Source organism: Nonomuraea sp. NPDC050786, from assembly GCF_040654115.1.
Classification (GTDB): Bacteria; Actinomycetota; Actinomycetes; order Streptosporangiales; family Streptosporangiaceae; genus Nonomuraea.
In genome coordinates, this window is sequence record NZ_JBFAHJ010000054.1 from 20,334 (window position 1) to 41,510 (window position 21,177).

Here is a 21,177-nt window from a genome sequence, read left to right on the forward strand (position 1 = left end):
CAGCACGTCCGGCCGTTCCGACCGCAGCACGTCCGGCCGTTCCGACCGCAGCACGTCCAAACCGTCCCGACCGTCTCTCCAACAGGAGCGAGTACGGTACGCGAGACGAGGGGTCAGTCACCTGGACGGTGACACCAGTCCCGCCTCGTAGGCGATGATGACGAGCTGGACCCGGTCACGCGCGTCGAGCTTGGCCAGCAGCCGGGTCACGTACGCCTTGACGGTGGCGACGCTGATGGACAGGTCGGCGGCGATCTCGCTGTTGGACAGGCCGCGGGCGATCAGGGTCAGGACCTCGCGTTCGCGCTCGGTGATGCCCTCCAGCTCGCGCGGCGCAGGAGCGGCGCCTGGACGGTCGGCGAACGCCTCGATCAGGCGCCGGGTGACAGCCGGTGCGATCAGGGCGTCGCCCGCGGCCACGACCCGGATCGCGGCGAGGATGTCGTCGAGCGCCATGTCCTTGACGAGGAACCCGGACGCGCCGGCGCGTAGCGCGCCGTAGACATTGTCATCCTCGTCGAACGTCGTCAGGACGACGACCTGGGCCGGGCCGGGCCCGCGGGTGATGAGCCGGGTGGCGTCGATGCCGTCCATGCCGGGCATGCGGAGGTCCATCACCACCACGTCGGGGCGGAGCTCGCCGGCCAGCTGGACGGCCTGGAGCCCGGTCGCGGCCTCCCCGACAACCTCGAGGTCGGGGGCATCGGAGATGACCATCTGCAGGGCGGTGCGAATGAGCGGCTGGTCGTCGGCCAGGACGACGCGGATGGTCATCGGACCGCGGCCGTCGGGGAGGCCGTCAGGGGCAGGCGGGCCGCCACCCGGAAGCCGCCTCCGGGCCGGGGGCCGGCGGAGAAGGTGCCGTGCAGCAGGCTGACGCGCTCGCGCATCCCGACCAGGCCGTAACCGCCGCCTGACGCCCGGCGCGGGCCGTGCCCGTCGTCGAGGACCTCGATGGCCAGCTCGCCGTCGCCGTACTCCACGGACACCCGGCACGAGCCCGTGCCGGCGTGGCGCACGACGTTGGTGACCGCCTCCTGGACGATGCGGTAGGCGGAGATGTCGATCTCCGGCGGTAACCGGTACGGCTCGCCCCGCCGGCGCACCTCGACGCGAACGCCGGCCGCCGTGGTCGCCGCGGCCAGCCGGTCGAGGTCGGCCAGGCCGGGCGCGGGATGCGGCTCGGCCACGTCGTGCGGCCGGTCCTCCTGGCTGTGGCGCAGCGCGCCCAGCATCCGGCGCAGCCCGGCCAGCGTCTCCCGGCCGACCGTCTCGATCTCGTCGAGGGCCTGGCTCGCGCGGCCTGGCTGGGTGTCGATGACGCGGCGTGCCGCGCCGGCCTGCAGGGCGATGACGCTGATGCTGTGCGCGACCGTGTCGTGCAGCTCGCGGGAGATGCGCAGCCGCTCGTCGGTGGCGGCCTGGACGGTGGCCTTGGCGATCAGCGTCGCGGCGTGCTCGCGCGCCTGGCGCACCGAGTGGCCGATCAGCCAGGCGATGACCACCGTCATGGCCACGGCCAGCTCCGCCGAGAGGCCGACCGGCCAGCCGAACAGCAGCCGGGTGGTCAGGTAGCCGGCCAGGACGGTCAGCGCGCCGGCGAGGGCGGCGATCCCGGTCCGGCGCGCGCCGCCCGCCGCGATGAAGCACACCGCGACGTCGACCGCCAGGTATTGGGCCAGCGGAATCGCTCCCACACCCAGCGGAAGGCAGGCCAGGACGGAGCCGGTCATCACCAGCCACAGCGCCGCAATTGGCCGGCGCCGCAGCAGCGCGCCGCCGTACAGCGCGACCGCGGTGGCCACCGCCAAGTTCGTCAGCCCGTCCCAGCGGAAGAACTGTGCTGCGGCCATCGTGCCAGGCTCGACCTCCCCTGGAAGCCTGATCCGCACCAGGAACGTGAACACCAGGCCGCCCCACCACGCCGCGACCGTCCAGGCGCCGGGCGTGACCCGTTTGAGCAGCGGCAATGGGGGCGTCACGTGCATGCTCAGGATCGTATCGGCCTGCCCCTCGCCCGGGCATCGGACCACGGTCGTACAACCGGGGTATCCCGGCGCCCGCGCGAATGCAGACGGCGGTTCGATGTGGCGCGGGCAGCTCCTGCGGCACCGTCGATCGGGTGATCGACGTCAAGGCGCCGCGTCTGCGCCGTACCCTGCTCGCCGCGTTCCTCTCCGCCTCGGTGGCCGCGCCGGTGACCGGCGCGGCCAGCCCCGCCGCGGTCCCCGCGCCCGTCCCCGCCCCGCTCGCCCCGCTGCGGGCCGCGACCCCCGAGGCCCTGGCCGTCCGGTACGCGGCCACCCGGGACGCCGTCCGGGCGGCCGAGCGGACCGCCGCGGACCACGGTGACCTGCGGCGGGCCGCGCTCCTGCGTGCCATGGCCGATCCCGGACGCCGGTTGCTCTCGTTCGACGGCCGTGACGGCGGCCGTGCCGTCGAGGTTTTCGGCGGCGACCTCGCGGCGGCCGAGCGGATCGTGGTGCTGGTCCCCGGCAGCGGCACCACCCTCGACAAGTACGGGCTCCTGCGCGGCGGCGCGCTGAGGCTGTCGCAGGCGCTCGGCGAGCGGTACGCGGTCGTCGGCTGGCTCGGCTATCGCACGCCCAACCTGGTGAGCCTGGCGGCGCTGACCTCCGGCCGAGCGGAGGAGGGCGCCCCGGCGTTGCGCGCGTTCGTACGAGAGCTGGGCGCGACCAGGCCCGCCGCCCGCGTCTCCCTGCTGTGCCACTCCTACGGCAGCGTGGTCTGCGGCCTGGCCGCTCCCGGGCTGGACGTCGAGCGGCTGATCCTGATCGGCAGCCCCGGCGTCACCGTCGAGCGCGCCACCGGCCTGCGGACGCGGGCGGAAGTCTGGGCCGGTCGCGCCGGCGGCGACTGGATCGCCCGCGTGCCGCACGTCCGGCTCGCCGCCCTCGGGTTCGGCGCCGACCCGGTCTCGCCGGGCTTCGGCGCCCGCGTCTTCGCGGCAGGGGACGGCGGCCACAGCGACTACCTGAAAGCCGGTTCCCTGGCGCTGCAGAGCATCGTCAGAATCGTCTCCGGACACGCCCCCGTCGAGGCCCGCCGTGCAGTCTTGGGACGCACCTCCGTCGAGGCCCGCCGTGCAGCGTGACCTCCTGCGGCGCATCGAGGCGGCGACGCCCTCCGGCCGCGACCGCGGCGTCGACGCGCTGCGCGCCCTGGCCATCGGCGGCGTGGTGCTCGGCCACTGGCTGGTGAGCGCCCTGGTCACCGACAGCGGCACCCTGTACGTGACCAGCCCGCTGCGGCACATGCCCTATCTCGCACCCGCCTCGTGGATTTTCCAGACCATGGCGCTCTTCTTCCTCGTGGGCGGGCAGATGGCCGCCACGAGCCACACCCGCGCACGTGCCCGCGGCCTGTCCTACGCGCGGTGGCTCGGCGGCCGCACGGCCCGCCTGTTCCGGCCGGTCGGCGCCGTCCTGGCGGTCTGGGCACTGGCGGCCGCCGCGATGCTCGCCTTCGGGGCCGACCTGCAGACGGTGAACGCCCTGGCCAAGCTGGTGTGGTCGCCGCTGTGGTTCCTGCTGGTCTTCTCCGCGCTGACGGCGGCGACCCCGCTGGTCGCCGGGCTCCACCCGGTGTGGCCGCTCGCCGCGGTCGCCGTCGTCGACCTCGTCAGGTTCGGGGTGGGCGGGCCGGACTGGATCGGCTGGGTCAACGTCGCCGCCGGCTGGCTGGTGCCGTACTGCCTGGGCGCGGCCTGGAGCCGCGGCCGCCTGCGCGGCCGGGCGACCGGGTGGACGCTGTTGATCGGCGGTGCCGCGGCCGCCGCCGCGCTCGTGCTGTGGGCCGGATATCCGGCATCCATGGTCGGCGTTCCCGGCGCCCCCATCTCCAACCAGTCCCCGCCCACCATCGCGGCCGTCGCCTTCGGCCTGGCCCAGTGCGGGGCGGCGCTGCTGCTGCTCGGCCCGTTACGCCGCGCGCTGGCCCGCCCCGCCGCCTGGGCGGCCGTGGCGACGGCCAACCTGTCGGCCATGCCGATCTACCTGTGGCACCAGACCGCCATGATCGCGGTCACCGCCCTCGGCCTGCTCGCCGGCCGGCCGCTGCCCGGCCTGCACACCGTGCCCGACGGCCCTGCGTGGGTGCTCGCCCGGCTGGCCTGGCTGCCGGCGTTCGCGCTGGCCCTGCTGGCCTGCTGCGCCGCCCTCATGCCCCCTTTCCGGGGCGGGCTCGCCGGAGCACGAAGAGACAGAACGTTCGTGGAGGGCCGGTGAGACCACCGCTCGCGGCGGGGCTCGACCTGCACCTGGCAGCACACTGGCAAGGTCGCCGCGGGATGGACCGTGGCGGCGCTACGGCGACTCGTAAGAAGATCAATTGCCGGGGCGTGCACGCCTGACGCCCGCATGATCCACGCACCGTCGCGTCACGGGTGCCACCGGCGCTCTGGGCTTCCCCGCGTCATCCCGGGCACATGGCGGGGGACTCAGCGGCGGTAGCCGTACGTCTCGTGGCGTTTGGCGAAGCCAAGGCTCTCATAAAGCTTGCGGGCCCCGAGGTTCTCCGCGTTGTGGTTGACCGTCACGGTGGTCAGCGAACTCATGCGGTGCATGGCGTGCAGCATCACTGCGCGAGCCAGGCCTCTGCGCTGGAAGTCGGGGTGAGTGCCCACGGGCTCGAAGTGGCCCAGGCCGTTGCGGGTGTCGACCCAGTAGACGGCGAAGGAGGCGATGCGGCCGTCGGGAGCCTCGGCGACGATCTCGCGGGCCGGGTCGTAGCCGGGCTTGCGCATGACCTCGTCGCGGTACTCCGCGCCGGTCCAGCCCGCCTGGAAGGCGCCGTTGTGGGCCTCGGCCAGCCGGTCGGCATCGGACAGGCGGGCGCCGCGAACGGTGAAGCCCGCGGGAGGCTCCGGCTCCGCCGGGAGGTCGGCGAGCGGCCTCTCCCGGATGTCGTCCCACACGCGGAAGCGGGTGAAGTCGAGACGTTCGAGTAGGTCGATGCGGACGTGGTCGCAGTCGAAGACGTCGGTGAGCACCTCGTCGACGCCGTGGCCGGTGGTCACGCAGGCGTCCTCGATCATCGCGATCTCCGCCTCGGAGCCACGCAGCTCGGGAGCGGCGAAGACGTCGAAGGCGTTGCCGAAACGGGTGTTGATGGTCAGCCCGGCCAGCTTGCCGGCTTGCTCCCACACGTGCACGACCTCACCGACCGGGCGGCGGCCGCGCAGGTTCTCATAGATGCGGTGCGGCAGCTCGCCGATGTGGTCGTAGCCGCACCGGCCCGCGCGGGCGATCCACTCGGCCACGCTCTCCTGGAGCCAGGGCAGGTCGGCGTCGGTATAGGCCCGTTTGCTCAACACCGCGCCATTGTCGTGGACATGGCGATGCAACCGCCAGCGATTATCGGGCGCCAACGGTTATCGGGCGTCGGGGATCGACTGCGGTGGTGCGGTCAGCGGCGCAGGGCGGCGGCGAGGTCGTCGAGGTGGCGGGAGACCGGTCCCAGGGTGAGCAGCCCGCTGCCCGCCCCGGCCAGTTCCGCCGCCGCGGGTGCGAGCGCCGTATGGGCCCGTTCCATCGCCTCCCGGTCGCCGACCGCGACGGCGGCGCGCGCGGCCAGACACCACATGGCCTCCAGCAGCAGGTCCCGTGGCGGGTCGGGGAGGCGGCGCAGCTTCGCCGCGGCCTCATCGCGGCGGCCCTGAGCGAGCAGCAGCACGGGACGGGCCCACGGTTCGTAGGGGCCGAAGTCGGCGCCCTCGTCGGCCGTCATCTGGAGAGAGCCGGTGCCGCTGCCCTCGTCCGCCGTCACCCGGAGAGAGCCGGTGCCGCTGCTCCCGCCTGTCGCAGCGCGGAGTGAGTGGGCGTCCTCATCGGCCAGTCCGATCCGAGAGAGCGGAGCGGGCTGTCCAGGGGTTCGTGCGGGGCCGCGCAGGCGCAGGCAGAGCAGGGCGAGCGGCAGCAGTCCGTGCTCCAGCCCCGGCATGCCGGCACCGTCGAGGCGGGCGGCGGCGGCCCGGTAGGCGGACTCGACCTCCTCCATCGGGGCCTGCCCGGTCGCGTCGAGCCGCAGCGCTCGGAACCACTGGGTGAACACGCTCACCAGCGGCAGCTCGTACCGCTCGGCCAAGCGGTCGGCGGTGCGGGCGTGGGCATCGGCTCCGGGGAAGTCCGCGAGGGCGCAGCGGGCCTGGAGGCGGATGAGGTGGCCGAGGACCTCGTAGGTGGCCAGGCCGTGCCGCGCCGACAGGGCGATCAGTTCGGCGCCGATCGCATCCCGCCGCGTGGCCAGTCCCGCCCGGTGGAACGTCTGCATGAACACGGCGTTGAGTGCGAACGCCAGCAGCCTCGGATCGTCCAGGCGGCGCGCCAGCCGTTCCGCCTCCTGGGCGGCCTGCGGGCCGCGCGGCGAGTGGGCGCCGCGAGACTCCAGGCCGATCGTGGCCAGCAGGCGAGCCCGCGCCGCATCACGTGCCCCCTGGGAGAGGACGGCGCCACCTGTGGGGAGAGCGGCACGGCTCGCTGGGACGGTGGTGCCGCCGCTGGTTGAGATTGCGGTGCGATTGACCGGGGGAGCGGTGGTGCTCGTCGGGGAAGCCGCCGCTTCTGATGGCAGGGCGGGCACGGTGGCCGGGGTGTCCGGTGGGAGGGCGGCCAGGGCGCGTTCGGCTGCTGCGATCACCTGTGCCGCCTGGTCCGGGTCGTCGAGGCGGGTCCAGATCGCCGGAACGTCGTAGGCGCCGATGACGCGGGCCGTCAGCTCCACGTCGCCCAGCTCCTCCGCCGCGGCGATGGCCGCCACCCGGTGCTCGCGAGCCGTCTGCAGGCCGCCGCCCCCTGTCACCGCCAGCCCGCGCATCAGCGCCACCGTCGACTCCAGCCGGGCCCGGGAGCCGGGCGGCGCGCTGCGGTCGTAGGCAGCTGCCGCCTGGGCCCACACCGTCTCGGCCACGCCCCGCTGAGCGGCACCGGTCTCCGGCCCACTCAATCCGGCCACGCCCGGCTCCAGCACGCCCGACTCCGGCATGCCTGGAGTCGGTGCGCCTGGCTCTAGCACGCCGGGCTTCGGTGCGCCCGGCTCCAGCATGCCCGGCTCTGGCTCGCCCGGCTTCGGAGCGCCCGGCTCCGCCACGCCGCGCTCCGCCACGCCGCGCTCCGCTGCGCCCGGCTCCGGAGCGCTTGGCTTCGGCACGCCGCGCTCCGGCACGCTCGCCGGGCTCGGGGTGAGGTGGGGGGCGTGGTGGAGGATGTCGGTCTCCAGGCGGCGCAGTGCCGGTCCCGGGTCCACGCCCAGGTGATCGGCCAGGAGCGTACGCGCCCGGCGCAGCACCGCGAGCGCGTCGCCCTGGCGGCCGGTACGGTACAGCGCCAGAGCCAGCAGCCGCCAGCCCTCCTCCCGCCACGGGTGATCGGCCACGTGCGCGTCCAGGTCCGGCACCGCCGCCCCGGCAAACCCCAGGGTCAGCCGGGTCTCGGCCCGGCGTTCGACGGCGTGCAGCCGCAGCTCCGTCAGTCGGGAGCGCTCCACACGGGCCCAGGGTTCGTCGGCGAAGTCGGCGTAGGCGGGCCCGCGCCACCAGCCCAGCGCCTCCTCCAGCCGCTCGAGAACCTCCTCGGGCGGTCCCGCGGCGGCCGCGGCCCGTTCGAAGCGCCAGGCGTCCACCGCGTGCGGCTCGGCGCGCAACGCGTACCCCGGCCCCTCGGTGACCAGCAGCCGGGCAGGGGCGCGCGGCGGGCGTGCCGGCTCCAGCGCCCGGCGCAGCGCCGCCACGAATGTGCGCACCGCGCCCACCGCGTCGGGAGGGGGATCCTCCCACAGGTCGGTCACCAGGTGGGCGACCGGGACCACGCGTCCCCGGGCGACGATCAGCCGGGCCAGCACCGCACGGTGCCGCGGCCCTTTCAAGCCGATCGCACCCCCGGCGTCGTCCCAGGCCGCGACCGGCCCCAGCACCCCGAACTCCACCCGCACGTCACGGTCACCCCCCAGGTAAGCCCCCAAGCCACGGTAGCGCGCTCATCGGATGCTCATTCGTACCCGGCACGCTGAGGACCAGCCACACAAACCGGCCCACGAAACCGGCCCACGAAACCGGCCCACGCAACCGGCCCACGAAACCGGCCCTAGGAACCGACCCCCCACGAAACCGGCCACGACGAAAGAGAGTGCGCATCGTGATCATCGAAGGCTTCACCTACCACCGCGTCCCCGTCGGCGACGGCGTCTCGCTCAGCGCGGCCGTCGCGGGCGAGGGCAGCCCGATCGTGCTGCTGCACGGCTTCCCGCAGACCCACCTCATGTGGCGGCACGTCGCCCCCGAGCTGGCGGTCGGCCACACCGTCATCTGCCCCGACCTGCGCGGGTACGGCGCCAGCGACAAACCCGCCGAGACCGGCCCCGCCACCTATGCCAAGCGCACCATGGCCGCCGACATCATCGCCCTGGCCCGGGCGCTGGGCCACGAGCGCTTCGCGCTGGCCGGGCACGACCGCGGCGCCCTGGTCGCCTTCCGTGCCGCGCTCGACCACCCCGCGGCGGTCACCCATCTGGCCTGCCTGGACGTGCTGCCGACCCTGGACATGTGGGAGGCGCTGCACGGCGTCACTGCGGCCGTAGGCTTCCACCTCTACCTGATGGCCCAGCCGCCCGGCCTGCCAGAACGTCTCATCGCGGCGGACCCGGACGCCTTCTTCGGGCACTTCCTCGACACCTGGACCGGCGACCCGCAGGCCATCCCCGCCGGTGTCCGCGCCGCGTACCTGGAGGCCTGCCGCCACGCGATCCCCTCGATCGTGGCCGACTACCGGGCCTCGGCCGGCATCGACATCGAGCACGACCGGGCTGACCGGGAGGCCGGACGTCGCCTGCGGATGCCGGTGACGGTGCTCCAGCAGGACTGGGGCGCCGCCCTCGGCTACGACGCGGCCGCGCTCTGGCGGGCCTGGGCCACCGACCTCCGGCATGCCACCGTCGGCCTCGGGCATTTCATGGCCGAGGAAGCCCCCGCCGACATTGTCAAGGCCCTGCGGGAGCTGCTCGAGCGCTAGTGGGTAGGCGGCCGGGAGGCGGGTCGGCGTCCGAGCGCCCGCTTGAGCGCTAGTGGGCAGGCGGCCGCGACGCAGGCTGGCGTCCGAGCGTCCGCTCGAGCGCTAGTGGGCAGGCGGCCGCGACGCAGGCTGGCGTCCGAGCGTCCGCTCGAGGGCGATGCGGGTCAGCCATCCGAGGGCGGCGGTGAAGAGCGGCGGCCACACGATCGGCCCCACCGAGTAGCCGACCGCCACCAGGAGCGGGATCCACACGCGGTGCACGGCGTGGTGGAGCGGCCCCGGCGGGCGTACTCCGGCGAGGCGCGCCAGGTCGGGCAGCGCGAAGAACACCAGCGCGGCGAGCGTGGTCGGCAGGCCGTACTTGACGCTCTCGAAAGCCGCGAACGCGGCCAGGAACAGCGCCAGGGCTCCCCAACCGGCCCTCCGCAGCCCGTCCCCGATTTGCGGCACGGGCCGCGGCGCGTCGTCGCGCGTGTGTTCGGTTGTCACACGCAGAGCATAGGGCCAGGCGCGTGCCCGGAAACCGGCTGATCGCGGCGCACGTCGGATAGGCATGACCATCCTGGAAATACGCCCGGGAACGGCGGACGACCGCGAGTGGATCTACCGGCTGCGGCACGAGGTCTACGCGCGTGAGCTCGGCCAGCACGTCCCCAACCAGGCCGAACGCCTGACCGATGAGCTCGACGGCGACAACGTCTACCTCGTCGCCGCCGACGGCGACGAGCCCGTCGGGTTCGTCAGCGTGACGCCGCCCTGGGCGGGCCGCTACTCCATCGACAAGTACCTCACCCGCGACGGCCATCCGCTGCTGGGCCAGGACGGGCTGTTCGAGATCCGCATCCTGACCGTGGCGCCGCGCTGGCGGGGGAGCGCGGCGGCGGTGCTGCTCATGCACGCGGCGCTGCGCTGGGTGGCCGAGCACGGCGGCAGGACCGTCGTGGCGCTGGGGCGGTCGGAGATCCTCGGCATGTACGTGGCGGCCGGGCTGACCGGCATCGGCACGCGGGTGCGGTCGGGCGCCGTCACCTTCGAGGTGCTGTCCGGGCAGGTGGACGAGCTGGCCTCCCGGGCCCTGCGGCTGTACGGGCCGCTGCTGCGGGCGCTCGAGCCGAGGGTGCGGTGGAGCCTGGACCTGCCGTTCCTGCCAGGTGGCACCGACAGCGGTACGGACGGCGGCGCGTACGGCTGCCGGCATGGGGGAGCGTCGATCGGCGTGCTGGGCAGGCGGTTCGACACGGTGAAGGCGCGCGGCGACGTGGTCCCCGCCGATGTGCTCGACGCCTGGTTCCCGCCCGCGCCCGCCGTGGTGGAGACGCTGGCCGACGACCAGGGCTGGCTGGCGCGTACCTCTCCTCCCGCCTACCCCGAGGGGCTGGTGGAGGAGATCGCCGAGCGGCGCGGCCTGCCCGAGCCGGCGATCGCGGCCGGGGCGGGCTCGTCGGACCTGATCTTCCGCGCGTTCCGCGGCTGGCTGGACGGCTCGTCGCGGGTGCTGCTGCTTGACCCGGCCTACGGCGAGTACGCGCACGTCGTCGAGCGGGTGATCGGCTGCCGCGCCGACCGGCTGGCGCTGCGGCGGGCCGACGGGTGGCGGATCGACCTCGACCGCCTCCGCGACGCCTTGCGCGAACGCTATGACCTGGTGGTCATCGTCAATCCCAACAATCCCACAGGGGTGCACACCGACGCGGACGATCTGCGGCGGGTGATCGAGGACGCGCCGGACGGCACGCGGTTCTGGCTCGACGAGGCGTACGTCGGCTACGTGGAGGGTGAGCCCTCGCTGGAGGCGTACGCCGCCGCGTCCGGGAACGTCGTGGTGTGCAAGTCGATGTCGAAGATGTACGCCCTGTCCGGGTTACGGGTGGCGTATCTGGCCGGGCCGGCGGAGATCGTCGCCGGGGTGCGGCGCTGGGCTCCGCCGTGGGGCGTGAGCCTGCCGGCCCAGATCGCCGCCGTGCACGCGCTGCGCGACCCCGGCTACTACGCCGCACGCTGGTCCCGGACGCGTACGTTACGGGCCGGCCTCGCGAAACGGCTGGCCGCGATCGGCGGCGGCCTGGACGTCCACGAGTCGGTGGCCAACTTCGTCCTGCTGACGCTGCCCCGGGGCGGTGCCGGCGCGGCCAGGCTGGTGGAGGCGTGCCGGCGGCGCGGGGTGTTCCTGCGCGACCTGTCGCCGCTGTCACCCGCCTTCGAGGGCAGGACCGTCCGCGTCTCGGTACGAGACGCGGACGCCAACGAACGCGTCGCCGCAACGGTGGCCGCCGTCGCGGACGCCGACGAACGCCTCGTCCCAACGGTGGCCGCTGTCGCCAACGAACGCCTCGCCTCGACGGCGGCGAACGTCCTGGACGCCGGATGATCACGCCCGCCACAGCGGTCCCGTACGTGGCGGGAGCGCTTGCCGTCGGCGGGATCGCCGTCGCCCTGTCGCGCAGGCGTGACTACATCCTGCGCTGGTGCGCCTGGGCGGTGGCCGTGCCCGTGGTGGTCGCCGCACTCTACGCCGGCCGCGCCGGGGCCGCCGCCCTGGCCGTGGCGGCGGGGATCGGGTGCGCTCTGGAGTACGGCGGGCTGCTGAAGCTGGCCGTCGCCGACCGCGTGGCGCTCGTGGCGGCGGTGGCCGCCGCGCCGCTGGTGGCGTGGCTGGCGCCGGCGCACCTGGTGAAGGCGGTGGTCGCCGGCGTGCTGGCGGTGGTTCTGGTCCCGCTGCTGGCCGGGGACGCGGCGGGCGGGCTCAGGCGGGCGTCGCTGGGCGTGTCCGGAGTGGTGTGGTTCCTGCCGCTGGTGGGCGTGGTGCTGCTCGGGGATGCCGTGCTGGCGGTGTTCGTCGCGGTCTCGGTGGGCGACATCGCGGCCTCGTTCGGCGGACGGCTGCTGGGCGGGCCCGCGCTGTCGCCGTTGTCGCCGGCCAAGCGGTGGAGCGGGGCGCTGGCCGGGGCCGCCGCCGGGCTGGGGGCGCTCGCGGTGCTGGGCGCGTTCACGGTCCCGCTGGCGCTGGCCGTCGTCGTGGGCGCGCCGCTGGGCGATCTGCTGGAGTCGATGGTCAAGCGGGGAGCCGGGGCCAAGGATTCGGCGTCGTGGCTGGCAGGGGCGGGCGGGCTGCTGGACCGGCTGGACTCCCTGCTGTTCACGCTCGCCCTGGCGTTGCTGATCACCTGATTCGGAGCGCCAAGCGATAGACTTCTATCAGTTCGCGGTGACGGTCCGATCCTTCGAGGAGCCGGTATGAGCGAGTCTGTGACCCTGCCCCTGTACATGCGGCGCGTCGCGTTCGACCCGGATCCCGAGCTCCTCGCGGCGCGCGACGGGGAGCGCGTCCGGCGGGTGCAGACCGCGTTCGGCCTCGAGGCGTGGATGGTCAGCCACTTCGCCGACGTCAGAGAGGTGCTCGGGGACCCCGCGCGCTTCAGCAACGCCCAGCGCACCGTGTTCAGGGCGCCCGGCATGCCGCCGCTGAGCGATGAGGAGGTCAAGAAGCTGCGGGCGGGCAACCTGCTGTCCTTCGACCCTCCCGAGCACACCCGGCTGCGCAGGATGCTGGCGCCCGAGTTCACCATGCGGCGGATGCGCCTCCTGGAGCCGCGCGTCAAGGACATCGTCACCGAGCACCTGGACGCCATGGAGGCCGCGGGCCCGCCCGCCGACCTGGTATCGTCCTTCGCCCTGCCGGTCCCGTCGCTGGTGATCTGCGAGCTGCTGGGCGTGCCGTACGCCGACCGGGACGACTTCCAGCGGCGTACCGGCAAGATCCTCGACATCTCGCTGCCCCCGCAGGAGCGGGCGGCGGCGCAGCTCGAGTCGCGCGCCTACATGGCCGAACTGGTCGCGCGCACCCGGGCCGAGCCGGGGGAGGACCTGCTCGGCATGCTCGTCCGCGAGCACGGCGACGACCTGAGCACCGACGAGCTCATCGGCATCGCCGGGCTGCTCCTGCTGGCCGGCCACGAGACCACCTCCAACATGCTCGGCCTCGGCACCCTGGCCCTGCTGCGCCACCCCGACCAGCTGGAGCTGCTCAGGAAGGAGCCGTCGCGGATCAGCGCGGCGGTGGAGGAGCTGCTGCGCTGGCTCAGCATCGTGCACACGGGCATCGTCAAGGTCGCCACCGCCGACGTCGAGCTGGCCGGCCGGCGCATCGCGGCGGGGGACCTGGTGGTGTGCGCGCTGCCCGCGGCCAACCGCGACCCGGAGTTCATCTCCGATCCCGACCGGCTCGACATCGGCCGCGGAGACATGGGACACCTGGCCTTCGGCCACGGCGTGCACCACTGCCTGGGCGCGCCGCTGGCCAGGATGGAGATGCAGATCGCCTTCCCCGCCCTGTTCGAGCGCTTCCCGGGGCTGCGCGAGGCCGGGCCGCCCGCCGAGTTCCGCTCCTTCAACGTCGTGTACGGGGTGCGGTCGCTCCACGTGACCTGGTGACGGGGGGCGGTCAGGGCAGACCCCTGCCGCCCCTTCGCGGGCGGCTCAGAAACCGCTGCCCTGGATGCCGGCCGACGCGGCGGTCGCCACCGCCACCACCGCGAACAACGCGACGGTCAGGGTCAGCACGAGTCGGCGCCAACGAACCATGACGCGCCTCCTTCCAGATCGGTGAATGGACCCGGTACGTATTCGCCGCGACGCCCTCGGCGGATCACCGCGTCAGGCGTTGGGGCAGCGGGCGGGGGCGGTGCCGTAGGCGTACTGGAGGAAGTCGACCAGGACGGCGGGCCAGGAGTTCCAGTCGTGGCCGCCCGTGCCGTAGCAGTAGCGGTGGCGCACGCCGAGGCCGGTCAGCGTCTGGTCGAAGACGCTGGCGTACGAGCCGAGTATGGCCTCGTTGACCCCGTTGGCCTGCGTGTTCTCCGGCGAGGTGGTGCTGTAGCCGCACTCCGCGGGCGCCGGGTCGTCGCCGTCGCCGAGCACGTACGCGCCCGATGGGTCGCGCGGCAGCGTCTTGCAGCCGCCCGCGTAGAGCCCGAGCTTGCCGCTGAACGGCGCGTACTTGCCCTGCGTCACGAGCACCGCCGGGTCGGCGGAAGGCCAGTCGTAGACCCCGGAGGAGCTGACCGTGTGCGGGCCGAACAGGGTGTCCAGCCGGTACACCAGCTGCTCCTGCTGGTCCGGCACGGGCAGCCCGTTCGCGTACTTGTTGACCCGGTACGACCCCAGGTCCCACAGCGTGATCGCGGCACCGGCCTGCCACATCGAGTCGGAGACCGTCCGCTGGGCCGGCTTGGCCCGCAGATCGATGCCGGGGGAGAAAGCGCCGATGACGGAGAAGACGTCGGGGTGCGCGGCGGCGTACTTGAGCGTGCCGAACCCGCCCATCGACACCCCGGCCAGCCCGCGCCCCGACCGGTTGGCGATCGTGTTGAAGTTGGCGTCGACCCACGGGATCAGCTGGGCGATGTGGTACGTCTCCCACTTGGGCGCGAAATATCCGTCGGTGCGGCCCGCCCAGTCGCTGTACCAGCCGGCCATGCCGCCGGTCGGCATCACCACGATGCCGTCGTAGGGATGGCCGGGCGTGGTGCGGATCAGGGAGACGAGGTCGGCCTTGGTGGTCCATTCGTCGTAGTTGTCGCCACCGCCGTTGACGAGGTAGAGCGAGCGGTAACGGGTGCTCCGGGCCGGGTCGTACCCGGGCGGCAGGTAGACGCGCACGGTGAGCTCTTGGGCGAGCGGATCGATCGCCGGGGTGCCGCCGGCCGCCTGGAAGATCGCCGTCGAGGTCATGGCGACGTCGCGCAGCTCGGACCCGTCGCCCTGCGGGTGCCGGTCGACGCGCAGGCAGGTGATGCCGTGGCCGTCCGGGTGGGGGAGCGTGGCCGAGCAGGTCTCGGCGTACGCCGCGGTCGCGGGGGCCACGAGCGCCGCGGCGAGCAGCAGGAGCACGGCGGCCAAGCGTCGCATGACATCTCCTCTGCACAAATGCTTGCTTGGTAAAGACCGTCCCGGTCATGGCACCAGGACTCGGCCTTCCCGTCAACACCCGGCGCATTGACAGGTAAAACAACCAAGCGCATGCTTGGCGACATGGTCGAGACCAGGAGATCCGGCAACACCCTGACCCCCGCAGGTCAGACCCGCCGCAACCTGCTCAAAGGAGCCGCCATCACCGGTGGCGCCCTGGTGGCGGGCACGGCGCTGGGCAGCGCGCCCGCCCGTGCCGACGCCGAGTACGACGTCGTGGTCGTGGGCGCCGGCGCCGCCGGGATGACCGCGGCGCTGACCGCCGCCAAGCGCGGGCTGCGCACCGTCGTGCTCGAGAAGGCACCCACGTTCGGCGGCTCGGCCGCCCGGTCGGGCGCGGGCATCTGGATCCCGTGCAACGAGGTCGTCCTCGCCGCCGGCGTGCCCGACACCCCGGCCAAGGCCGCCGCCTACCTCGCCCGCGTCGTCGGCGACACGGTGCCCGTGGAGCGGCAGCGGGCGTTCCTCGCCGCCGGGCCCGCCATGATCTCGTTCGTGATGCGGAACAGCCCGCTGCGCTTCCGCTTCATGGAGGGCTACTCCGACTACTATCCGGAGTTCCCCGGCGGGATGCCGAACGGGCGCTCCATCGAGCCCGCCCAGCTCGACGGCAACATCCTCGGCGCCGAACTGGCCCGGCTCAATGGCCCCTACATGGCCGTCCCGGCCGGCATGGTGGTCTACAGCGCCGACTACAAGTGGCTGACGCTGGCGGCCGTCAACGCCAAGGGCCTCGAGGTCAGCGCCGCCTGCCTGGCACGGGGCACCGAGGCCGCGCTGCGCGGCCAGAAGCCGCTCACCATGGGACAGTCCCTGGCCGGCGGCCTGCGCGCCGGGCTGGCCGCGGCCGGCGTCCCGGTCCTGCTGAACACCCCGCTGCTCGACCTGCTCATCGAGTCCGGCCGCGTCACGGGTGTCGTCACACCCGGCGGAGCGGTCAGGGCCCGCCGCGGGGTGATCGTCGGCTCCGGCGGTTTCGAGCACAACGCGGCCATGCGCGCGGAGTTCCAGCGCCAGCCCATCGGCACGAGCTGGACCATCGGCGCCAAGGAGAACACCGGCGACGGCATCGAGGCCGGCGAGCGCGCCGGCGCCGCGCTCGACCTGATGGACGACTCCTGGTGGGGCCCGATGATCCCGCTGCCCGACCAGCCGTACTTCTGCCTGTCCGAACGCACTCTGCCCGGCTGCGTCCTGGTCAACGGCAACGGCGTGCGCTTCGTCAACGAGGCCGCCCCCTACAGCGACGTCGTCCACGTCATGTACGACCGCAACACCCCCGGCGCGCCGCACATCCCCGCCTGGCTGATCGTCGACCAGAACTACCGCGACAAGTACCTGTTCAAGGATGTCGCGCCGCTGCTGCCGCTGCCCGACTCCTGGTTCGACGGCGGCGCCGCGTACAAGGCGTGGACGATCGAGCAGCTGGCCCAGAAGATCGGCGTCCCGCAGGCCGCGCTGCGCGGCACGATCACCCGGTTCAACGGGTTCGCGGCGACCGGCAAGGACCTCGACTTCCACCGCGGCGACAGCGCCTATGACCGCTATTACGCCGACCCGCTGGTCAAGCCGAACCCGTGCCTGGCCCCGCTCTGGCTGCCGCCGTTCTACGCGTTCAAGATCGTCCCTGGGGACCTCGGCACCAAGGGCGGGATGCGCACGGACGCCCGCGCGCGGGTGCTGCGGGCGGACGGCTCGGTCATCCCCGGCCTGTACGCCGCAGGCAACGCCAGCGGAGCCGTCATGGGTCACAGCTACGCCGGCTCCGGCTCCACCATCGGACCCGCCATGACCTTCGGCTACGTGGCCGCCAACGACATCGCCGACACCGTCTGACGCGTTTGCGACTCCCGCCATGACCGAGCACCATGGCGGGATGCGCTTCTCGATCAACATCCCGAACTTCGGGGACTTCGCCGACCCCCGCACCGTGGCCTCGCTGGCCGTCGCGGCGGAGCGGGCGGGCTGGGACGCCCTGTTCGTCTGGGATCACGTCGTCCACCACAAGAGCCGGCGCCGCTCGTTCGGCGACCCCTGGATGCTGCTCACGGCGGCGGCCATCGCGACCACCCGGATCAAGCTCGGCACCCTGGTCACCCCGGTCGCGCGGCGGCGGCCGCAGCAGCTCGCCCGCCAGGTCGCCACGCTCGACGTGCTCAGCGGCGGGCGGGTGATCTTCGGCGCGGGCCTGGGCGGGCCGATCGAGGACGAGTACGGCAGCTTCGGCGAGCCCACCGACCCCGTGGAGCTCGCCGAACGCCTCGACGAGGGGCTCGACCTGCTGGCCCGCTACTGGACCGGCGAGCCGGTCACCCATCACGGACGGCACTACCGGGCCGAGGACGTCGCCCTGCTGCCCCCGACCGTGCAGCAGCCCCGCCCGCCGGTCTGGGTCGCCGGCTTCTGGCCCAACCGCAAGCCGATGCGCCGGGCCGCCCGCTGGGACGGCGCGGTCCCGCTCTTCGGGCCGGGCTCGCACGGCTACGCCCCGCCCGCCGACCAGGTCCGCGAGCTGGTCTCGTACGTCCGCGAGCAGCGCCAGGACGACAGCCCCTTCGAGATCGTCGTCGGCGGCGTCAGCCCTGCCGAGACGTCCAAGGCCCGCGACCTGCTCGGGCCGCTCCAGGAGGCCGGGGCCACGTGGTGGGACGAGCGGCAGCCCATCGACAGCCCCGACAACGAGCGGCTCGCGCCGGTGCTGCGCCGCGTCGAGCAGGGACCGCCGTCGGTCTAGGCGGTCTCAGCGGTCTGCCATGATGCAAGCGCACTTTGTGATCAGCGCTTGAAGGAGTTCCCCCCTTTGGACCGCAGACGCTTTCTCGCCCTGACCGGCGCGGCCGGCCTCGCCACCGTGGACTTCGCCCGGCCCGCCCTGGCGGCGAGCTACCCCTTCGCCACCGGCGGCGTCCCCGACGAGCTGAAGACGAAGATGGGCGAGCTGGCGCCGTACGGCATCACCGCTGCCGCGTTCACGCCGTCAGGCGGCTGGGTGATCGTCGCGCAGGACGGCCGCTATTTCGCCCGCGGCGTGCCCGACGCGTGTTTCGCCGAGCTGCAGAAAATGATCAAAGCGGGCGGGAAGGTCCACTGCGTGGCCTTCCCGCCCGAAGGCGGCGATCGCTGGGTGATCACCGGTGACAAGGGGATGTCCGCGCGCGGCCTGCCCGAGGAGTGCCACCAGCGCATCAGCGACAGCTACGCCGCCGGCCGCCAGGTCGTGGACGTCGCCTTCCCGCCGGCCGGCGGCAACCGCTGGACGGTGGCCGACACCCAGGGCTTCTTCGTCCGGGGCATCGACGACGAGTGCTACCAGATGATGCGGAACCTGACGCAGGCCGGGCGCAAGGTGACCCGCGTCGCCTTCCCCAAGGCGGGCGGATGGGCGGTCGTCGCGCAGGACCAGTTCTACGCGCGCGCCATTGACGACGCCTGCTTCAAGCAGATGAACTCCCTCGCCTCCGGCGGCTGGCAGCTGCACCACCTGGCCTTCTCGCCGAGCGGCGGCTGGTCGCTGGGCTCGCGCGGCAAGGTGCCCGCGCTGCCTGCCGACCGCGTCCGGCAGGTCGAGAACGCGGTGGGCGGCGCCACCATCTGGCAGCGGATGAGCGCCTGGAAGACCCCGGGCGTGGCCGTCGCGGTGGTCGTCGGCAACAAGATCGCGTGGTCCACCGGGTACGGCTGGCTGGAGGCGGGCAGCGGCGCCGCCGCCCATCCCGAGACCGCTTTCCAGGCCGCCTCCGTCAGCAAGGCCGTGGCCTCGGTCGGCGTGCTGCGCCTCATGCAGACGCTCAAGCAGCCCCTGACCGGCGACATCCGCCCCTACCTGGGCTGGACGCTGCCGCGCCGCTCGTGCGTCTCCACCACCGCCGTCCCCACCATCGACCGCCTCCTGACCCATCGGGCCGGCGTCATCGGCCGCGGCTCCACCTCCCCGTCCGGCGCGTGCTCCGGCTTCGACGCCGGCGGCGGCGGCTTCGCCGGCTACGGCCCGGACGCGACCGTGCCGACGCTGCTGCAGGTCATGAACGGCGAGGGCAACTCCCCGAAGATCGAGCTCACCACCGATCCGGGGGCGGAGTTCCACTACTCCGGGGCCGGCTTCGTGCTGCTGCAGCGGATGGTGGAGCAGAAGAGCGGCCTCACGCTGGCCCAGTACATGGACAAGGAGGTGTTCGCGCCGCTCGGCATGAAGAACAGCTCGTACGCGCTGTCGCCCGGCTTCGAGCTGGCCGCGGGCCACACCGCCACCGGCGCGGTGATCCCCGGCAAGCGCAACCGCTACCCCGAGTCGGCCGCCGCGGGCCTCTACACCAACGTCCTCGACCTGAGCCGCCTGGTGTGCTACCTCAACAGGGCGTGGACCGCCTCCGGCGACATCGCCGGGCCGCTCACCAAGGCGTCCGTCCGCACGCTGCTCACCCCCGGCCCCGAGCCCACCATGGGGCGCGGCTTCTTCGTCGCCGGCTCCGGGACGCAGAACTTCTCCTACACCCACGACGGCTCCAACTACGGCTTCAAGTCCGTCGTCAAGGGCTACCCGCAGCTCGGCGCCGGCTACGCCGTCCTGGCCAACGGCAACAACATGAGCCTGGTCAACGAGATCGCCGCGGCCATCCGCTCGGTCTACGGCTGGGCCTGACCCGCCCGCCCGCGCCTTCCCGGCCCGGGGAGGCGCGGGCGTAGTGTTCCACCATGACGATCAACCCCTGCGCCACCAGGGCCGGTCGGCCGGCCTTCGTCGTCAACGTCGAGGTCTACCTGGAACGGGACGGCCGCTGGCTCCTCGTCAAGCGCGGTCACCAGGAGGCCCACGCCCCGGGCACGCTGGCCGGCATCGGCGGCAAGGCCGAGGTCGACGGGGCCGGGGCGGTCGGGGCCGGCATCCTCGAGCGGACCGCGTGCCGGGAGGTCGCGGAGGAGGTCGGCGTCGACCTGACGGGCATCGACCTCACCTACGTGGACAGCGCCTTCTTCGTGACCGACGACGGCGACCCGGTGATCAACGTGGTCTTCCGCAGCGAGCTGCCACCGCGGGCCCGCCCGGTGGTGGCCGCTCCTGAGGAGGTCGCCGAGCTGATCTGGCTCACCCTCGAGGAGGCCGAGGCGCACCCCGACTGCCCGCCGTGGGTCCTGCGCAGCCTGCGGCGAATGGCCTGACGCCGCGCTCCTCCCGGCGTCACTTGGCGCGCATGCGCCTGACCTCCGTCTCGAAGACCTCTTCCGTCCTGCCCAGGAAGTCGGCGATCAGCTCCAGCTGCTCTTCGGTGTAGCCGTCCATCGCGCCGCGCCACGCCCGTACGAACGGGGCGAACACCGGGGCGATCACCTGCGCGGCCTCCTGGGCGAGGAGCGTCACCACAACCTTGCGGCGGTCGGCGCTGTCGCGCTCGCGCCGCACGTATCCCGCCCCCTCGAGCCTGTCGATCACCCCGGTGACGGACGCGGTCGTGATGCCCGCGCGTCTGGCCAGCTCGCTCGCCGTCAGCGGGCCGTCGCTGAGCAGGTTGAGGCAGTGCAGGTCGGTGGTGTTGACGCCGATCCGCTCCGCGGCGCCCTGGCTCATCGCCACCGACAGCGCGTTGGTACGGCGCAGCGCGTCGAGCAGCTGGGCCACGAGCTCGGCACGCCTTGACATCGCCATCCAAACTCCTTAGCGTTCCAGATGTCTAGGAAAACTAGAGATATGGCTCTCTAGTGGCTAGCGTATCGGAAGGAAAGCACGATGAAGGACGTCATCAGGCGCTTCTACGACGAGGTGCTCAACGCCGACGACCTCGACGTCGCCGACGAGATCGTCGGCCCCGGCTTCGCGCCCCGAGGGGGAAGCGTCACCGGACCGGAGGCACTCAAGCAGACCGCCCGCTACCTCCGCTCGGCGCTGCCCGACATGCGCTTCGACATCGAGGACATGATCGCCGAAGGCGACCGGGTGGCCACCCGGTGGACGCTGCACGGCACGCACGAGGGAGACTTCTTCGGCTTCCCGGCCACCGGCAAGCCGCTGGAGGTGCGCGCCTGCGTCATCTTCCGCATGGAGGACGGCAAGGTGGCCGAGATCTGGCCGGTCATCGACTCCAGCTCCCTCGCGCCGCTCTAGGGCCTGTTCTGAGTTCGGATCTCTATGTGGGCTGCAGGCTTCGGATCCACAAGATGGCACCACGTAGGTGGAGCCCAGCGAGATAGCTTT

17 protein-coding genes and 1 pseudogene are annotated in these 21,177 nt (G+C 73.2%); 11 read left to right on the plus strand and 7 right to left on the minus strand.

Annotated features, from left to right (window positions below; translation table 11 throughout):
* Positions 1 to 117 precede the first annotated feature (117 nt).
* Positions 118 to 774 (minus strand): response regulator transcription factor, encoded by a 657-nt coding sequence (locus AB0H84_RS51390; RefSeq protein ID WP_357621499.1) that lies wholly within the window; start codon positions 772 to 774, stop codon positions 118 to 120.
* A complete protein-coding gene (locus AB0H84_RS51395) occupies positions 771 to 1,988 on the minus strand; it encodes a sensor histidine kinase (RefSeq protein WP_357621502.1) in 1,218 nt (405 codons plus the stop codon). The genes AB0H84_RS51390 and AB0H84_RS51395 overlap by 4 nt, the downstream gene beginning before the upstream one ends.
* Positions 1,989 to 2,122: 134 nt before the next feature.
* Between AB0H84_RS51395 and AB0H84_RS51400 the strand changes: the two genes are divergently transcribed.
* Together AB0H84_RS51400 and AB0H84_RS51405 are read left to right on the plus strand one after the other, a co-directional pair.
* On the plus strand, positions 2,123 to 3,115 hold the full coding sequence (locus AB0H84_RS51400; protein ID WP_357621505.1) for an alpha/beta hydrolase: 993 nt from the start codon (positions 2,123 to 2,125) through the stop codon (positions 3,113 to 3,115).
* Positions 3,105 to 4,247 (plus strand): acyltransferase, encoded by a 1,143-nt coding sequence (locus tag AB0H84_RS51405; RefSeq protein ID WP_357621507.1) that lies wholly within the window; start codon positions 3,105 to 3,107, stop codon positions 4,245 to 4,247. Before AB0H84_RS51400 ends, AB0H84_RS51405 begins: the two co-directional genes overlap by 11 nt.
* Positions 4,248 to 4,459: 212 nt before the next feature.
* Here AB0H84_RS51405 and AB0H84_RS51410 read toward each other — a convergent pair whose 3' ends face one another.
* Both AB0H84_RS51410 and AB0H84_RS51415 read right to left on the minus strand, forming a co-directional pair.
* Complete coding sequence (locus AB0H84_RS51410; RefSeq protein WP_357621509.1) at positions 4,460 to 5,335, minus strand: GNAT family N-acetyltransferase; 876 nt, start codon at positions 5,333 to 5,335, stop codon at positions 4,460 to 4,462.
* Between the two features lie 1,943 nt (positions 5,336 to 7,278).
* A pseudogene (locus tag AB0H84_RS51415) lies at positions 7,279 to 7,947 on the minus strand (BTAD domain-containing putative transcriptional regulator); the annotation flags it as partial.
* 203 nt (positions 7,948 to 8,150) lie between these two features.
* On the opposite strand from AB0H84_RS51415, the gene AB0H84_RS51420 reads away from it, so the two are divergent.
* On the plus strand, positions 8,151 to 9,023 hold the full coding sequence (locus AB0H84_RS51420) for an alpha/beta hydrolase (RefSeq protein ID WP_357621512.1): 873 nt from the start codon (positions 8,151 to 8,153) through the stop codon (positions 9,021 to 9,023).
* 102 nt (positions 9,024 to 9,125) lie between these two features.
* On the opposite strand, the gene AB0H84_RS51425 is transcribed toward AB0H84_RS51420, so the two are convergent.
* Complete coding sequence (locus AB0H84_RS51425; RefSeq protein WP_357621514.1) at positions 9,126 to 9,512, minus strand: hypothetical protein; 387 nt, start codon at positions 9,510 to 9,512, stop codon at positions 9,126 to 9,128.
* A gap of 64 nt (positions 9,513 to 9,576) precedes the next feature.
* On the opposite strand from AB0H84_RS51425, the gene AB0H84_RS51430 reads away from it, so the two are divergent.
* The 3 genes from AB0H84_RS51430 (at position 9,577) to AB0H84_RS51440 (ending at position 13,454) form a co-directional block, all read left to right on the plus strand.
* Positions 9,577 to 11,391, plus strand: coding sequence for an aminotransferase class I/II-fold pyridoxal phosphate-dependent enzyme (locus tag AB0H84_RS51430; protein WP_357621517.1), 1,815 nt, complete (start codon positions 9,577 to 9,579; stop codon positions 11,389 to 11,391).
* The gene (locus AB0H84_RS51435; RefSeq protein WP_357621519.1) at positions 11,388 to 12,191 is read left to right on the plus strand and encodes a phosphatidate cytidylyltransferase; all 804 of its coding nucleotides are present in this window, start codon (positions 11,388 to 11,390) and stop codon (positions 12,189 to 12,191) included. The genes AB0H84_RS51430 and AB0H84_RS51435 overlap by 4 nt, the downstream gene beginning before the upstream one ends.
* A gap of 66 nt (positions 12,192 to 12,257) precedes the next feature.
* On the plus strand, positions 12,258 to 13,454 hold the full coding sequence (locus AB0H84_RS51440; RefSeq protein ID WP_357621522.1) for a cytochrome P450: 1,197 nt from the start codon (positions 12,258 to 12,260) through the stop codon (positions 13,452 to 13,454).
* A 222-nt stretch (positions 13,455 to 13,676) separates the two neighbouring features.
* Here AB0H84_RS51440 and AB0H84_RS51445 read toward each other — a convergent pair whose 3' ends face one another.
* Entirely contained in the window at positions 13,677 to 14,930 is a 1,254-nt protein-coding gene (locus AB0H84_RS51445) for an alpha/beta hydrolase-fold protein (protein ID WP_357621524.1), read from the minus strand.
* A 123-nt stretch (positions 14,931 to 15,053) separates the two neighbouring features.
* Here AB0H84_RS51445 and kstD point away from each other — a divergent pair, with 123 nt between their 5' ends.
* The 4 genes from kstD (at position 15,054) to AB0H84_RS51465 (ending at position 20,147) form a co-directional block, all read left to right on the plus strand.
* Positions 15,054 to 16,826: a 3-oxosteroid 1-dehydrogenase gene (gene kstD, locus AB0H84_RS51450; RefSeq protein ID WP_357621527.1), complete on the plus strand. Its 1,773-nt coding sequence runs from the start codon at positions 15,054 to 15,056 to the stop codon at positions 16,824 to 16,826.
* 19 nt (positions 16,827 to 16,845) lie between these two features.
* Positions 16,846 to 17,724 (plus strand): LLM class flavin-dependent oxidoreductase, encoded by an 879-nt coding sequence (locus AB0H84_RS51455; protein ID WP_357621530.1) that lies wholly within the window; start codon positions 16,846 to 16,848, stop codon positions 17,722 to 17,724.
* A 66-nt stretch (positions 17,725 to 17,790) separates the two neighbouring features.
* On the plus strand, positions 17,791 to 19,629 hold the full coding sequence (locus AB0H84_RS51460; protein ID WP_357621533.1) for a serine hydrolase domain-containing protein: 1,839 nt from the start codon (positions 17,791 to 17,793) through the stop codon (positions 19,627 to 19,629).
* A 53-nt stretch (positions 19,630 to 19,682) separates the two neighbouring features.
* The gene (locus AB0H84_RS51465) at positions 19,683 to 20,147 is read left to right on the plus strand and encodes an NUDIX domain-containing protein (RefSeq protein ID WP_357621536.1); all 465 of its coding nucleotides are present in this window, start codon (positions 19,683 to 19,685) and stop codon (positions 20,145 to 20,147) included.
* 19 nt (positions 20,148 to 20,166) lie between these two features.
* Here the strand turns inward: AB0H84_RS51465 and AB0H84_RS51470 are convergent, their stop codons facing one another.
* Positions 20,167 to 20,631 carry a MarR family transcriptional regulator gene (locus tag AB0H84_RS51470; protein WP_357621538.1) on the minus strand — a complete coding sequence of 155 codons (465 nt, stop codon included), beginning with the start codon at positions 20,629 to 20,631 and terminating at the stop codon, positions 20,167 to 20,169.
* An 81-nt stretch (positions 20,632 to 20,712) separates the two neighbouring features.
* Between AB0H84_RS51470 and AB0H84_RS51475 the strand changes: the two genes are divergently transcribed.
* The gene (locus AB0H84_RS51475; RefSeq protein ID WP_357621540.1) at positions 20,713 to 21,087 is read left to right on the plus strand and encodes an ester cyclase; all 375 of its coding nucleotides are present in this window, start codon (positions 20,713 to 20,715) and stop codon (positions 21,085 to 21,087) included.
* The last annotated feature ends 90 nt before the right edge of the window (positions 21,088 to 21,177 follow it).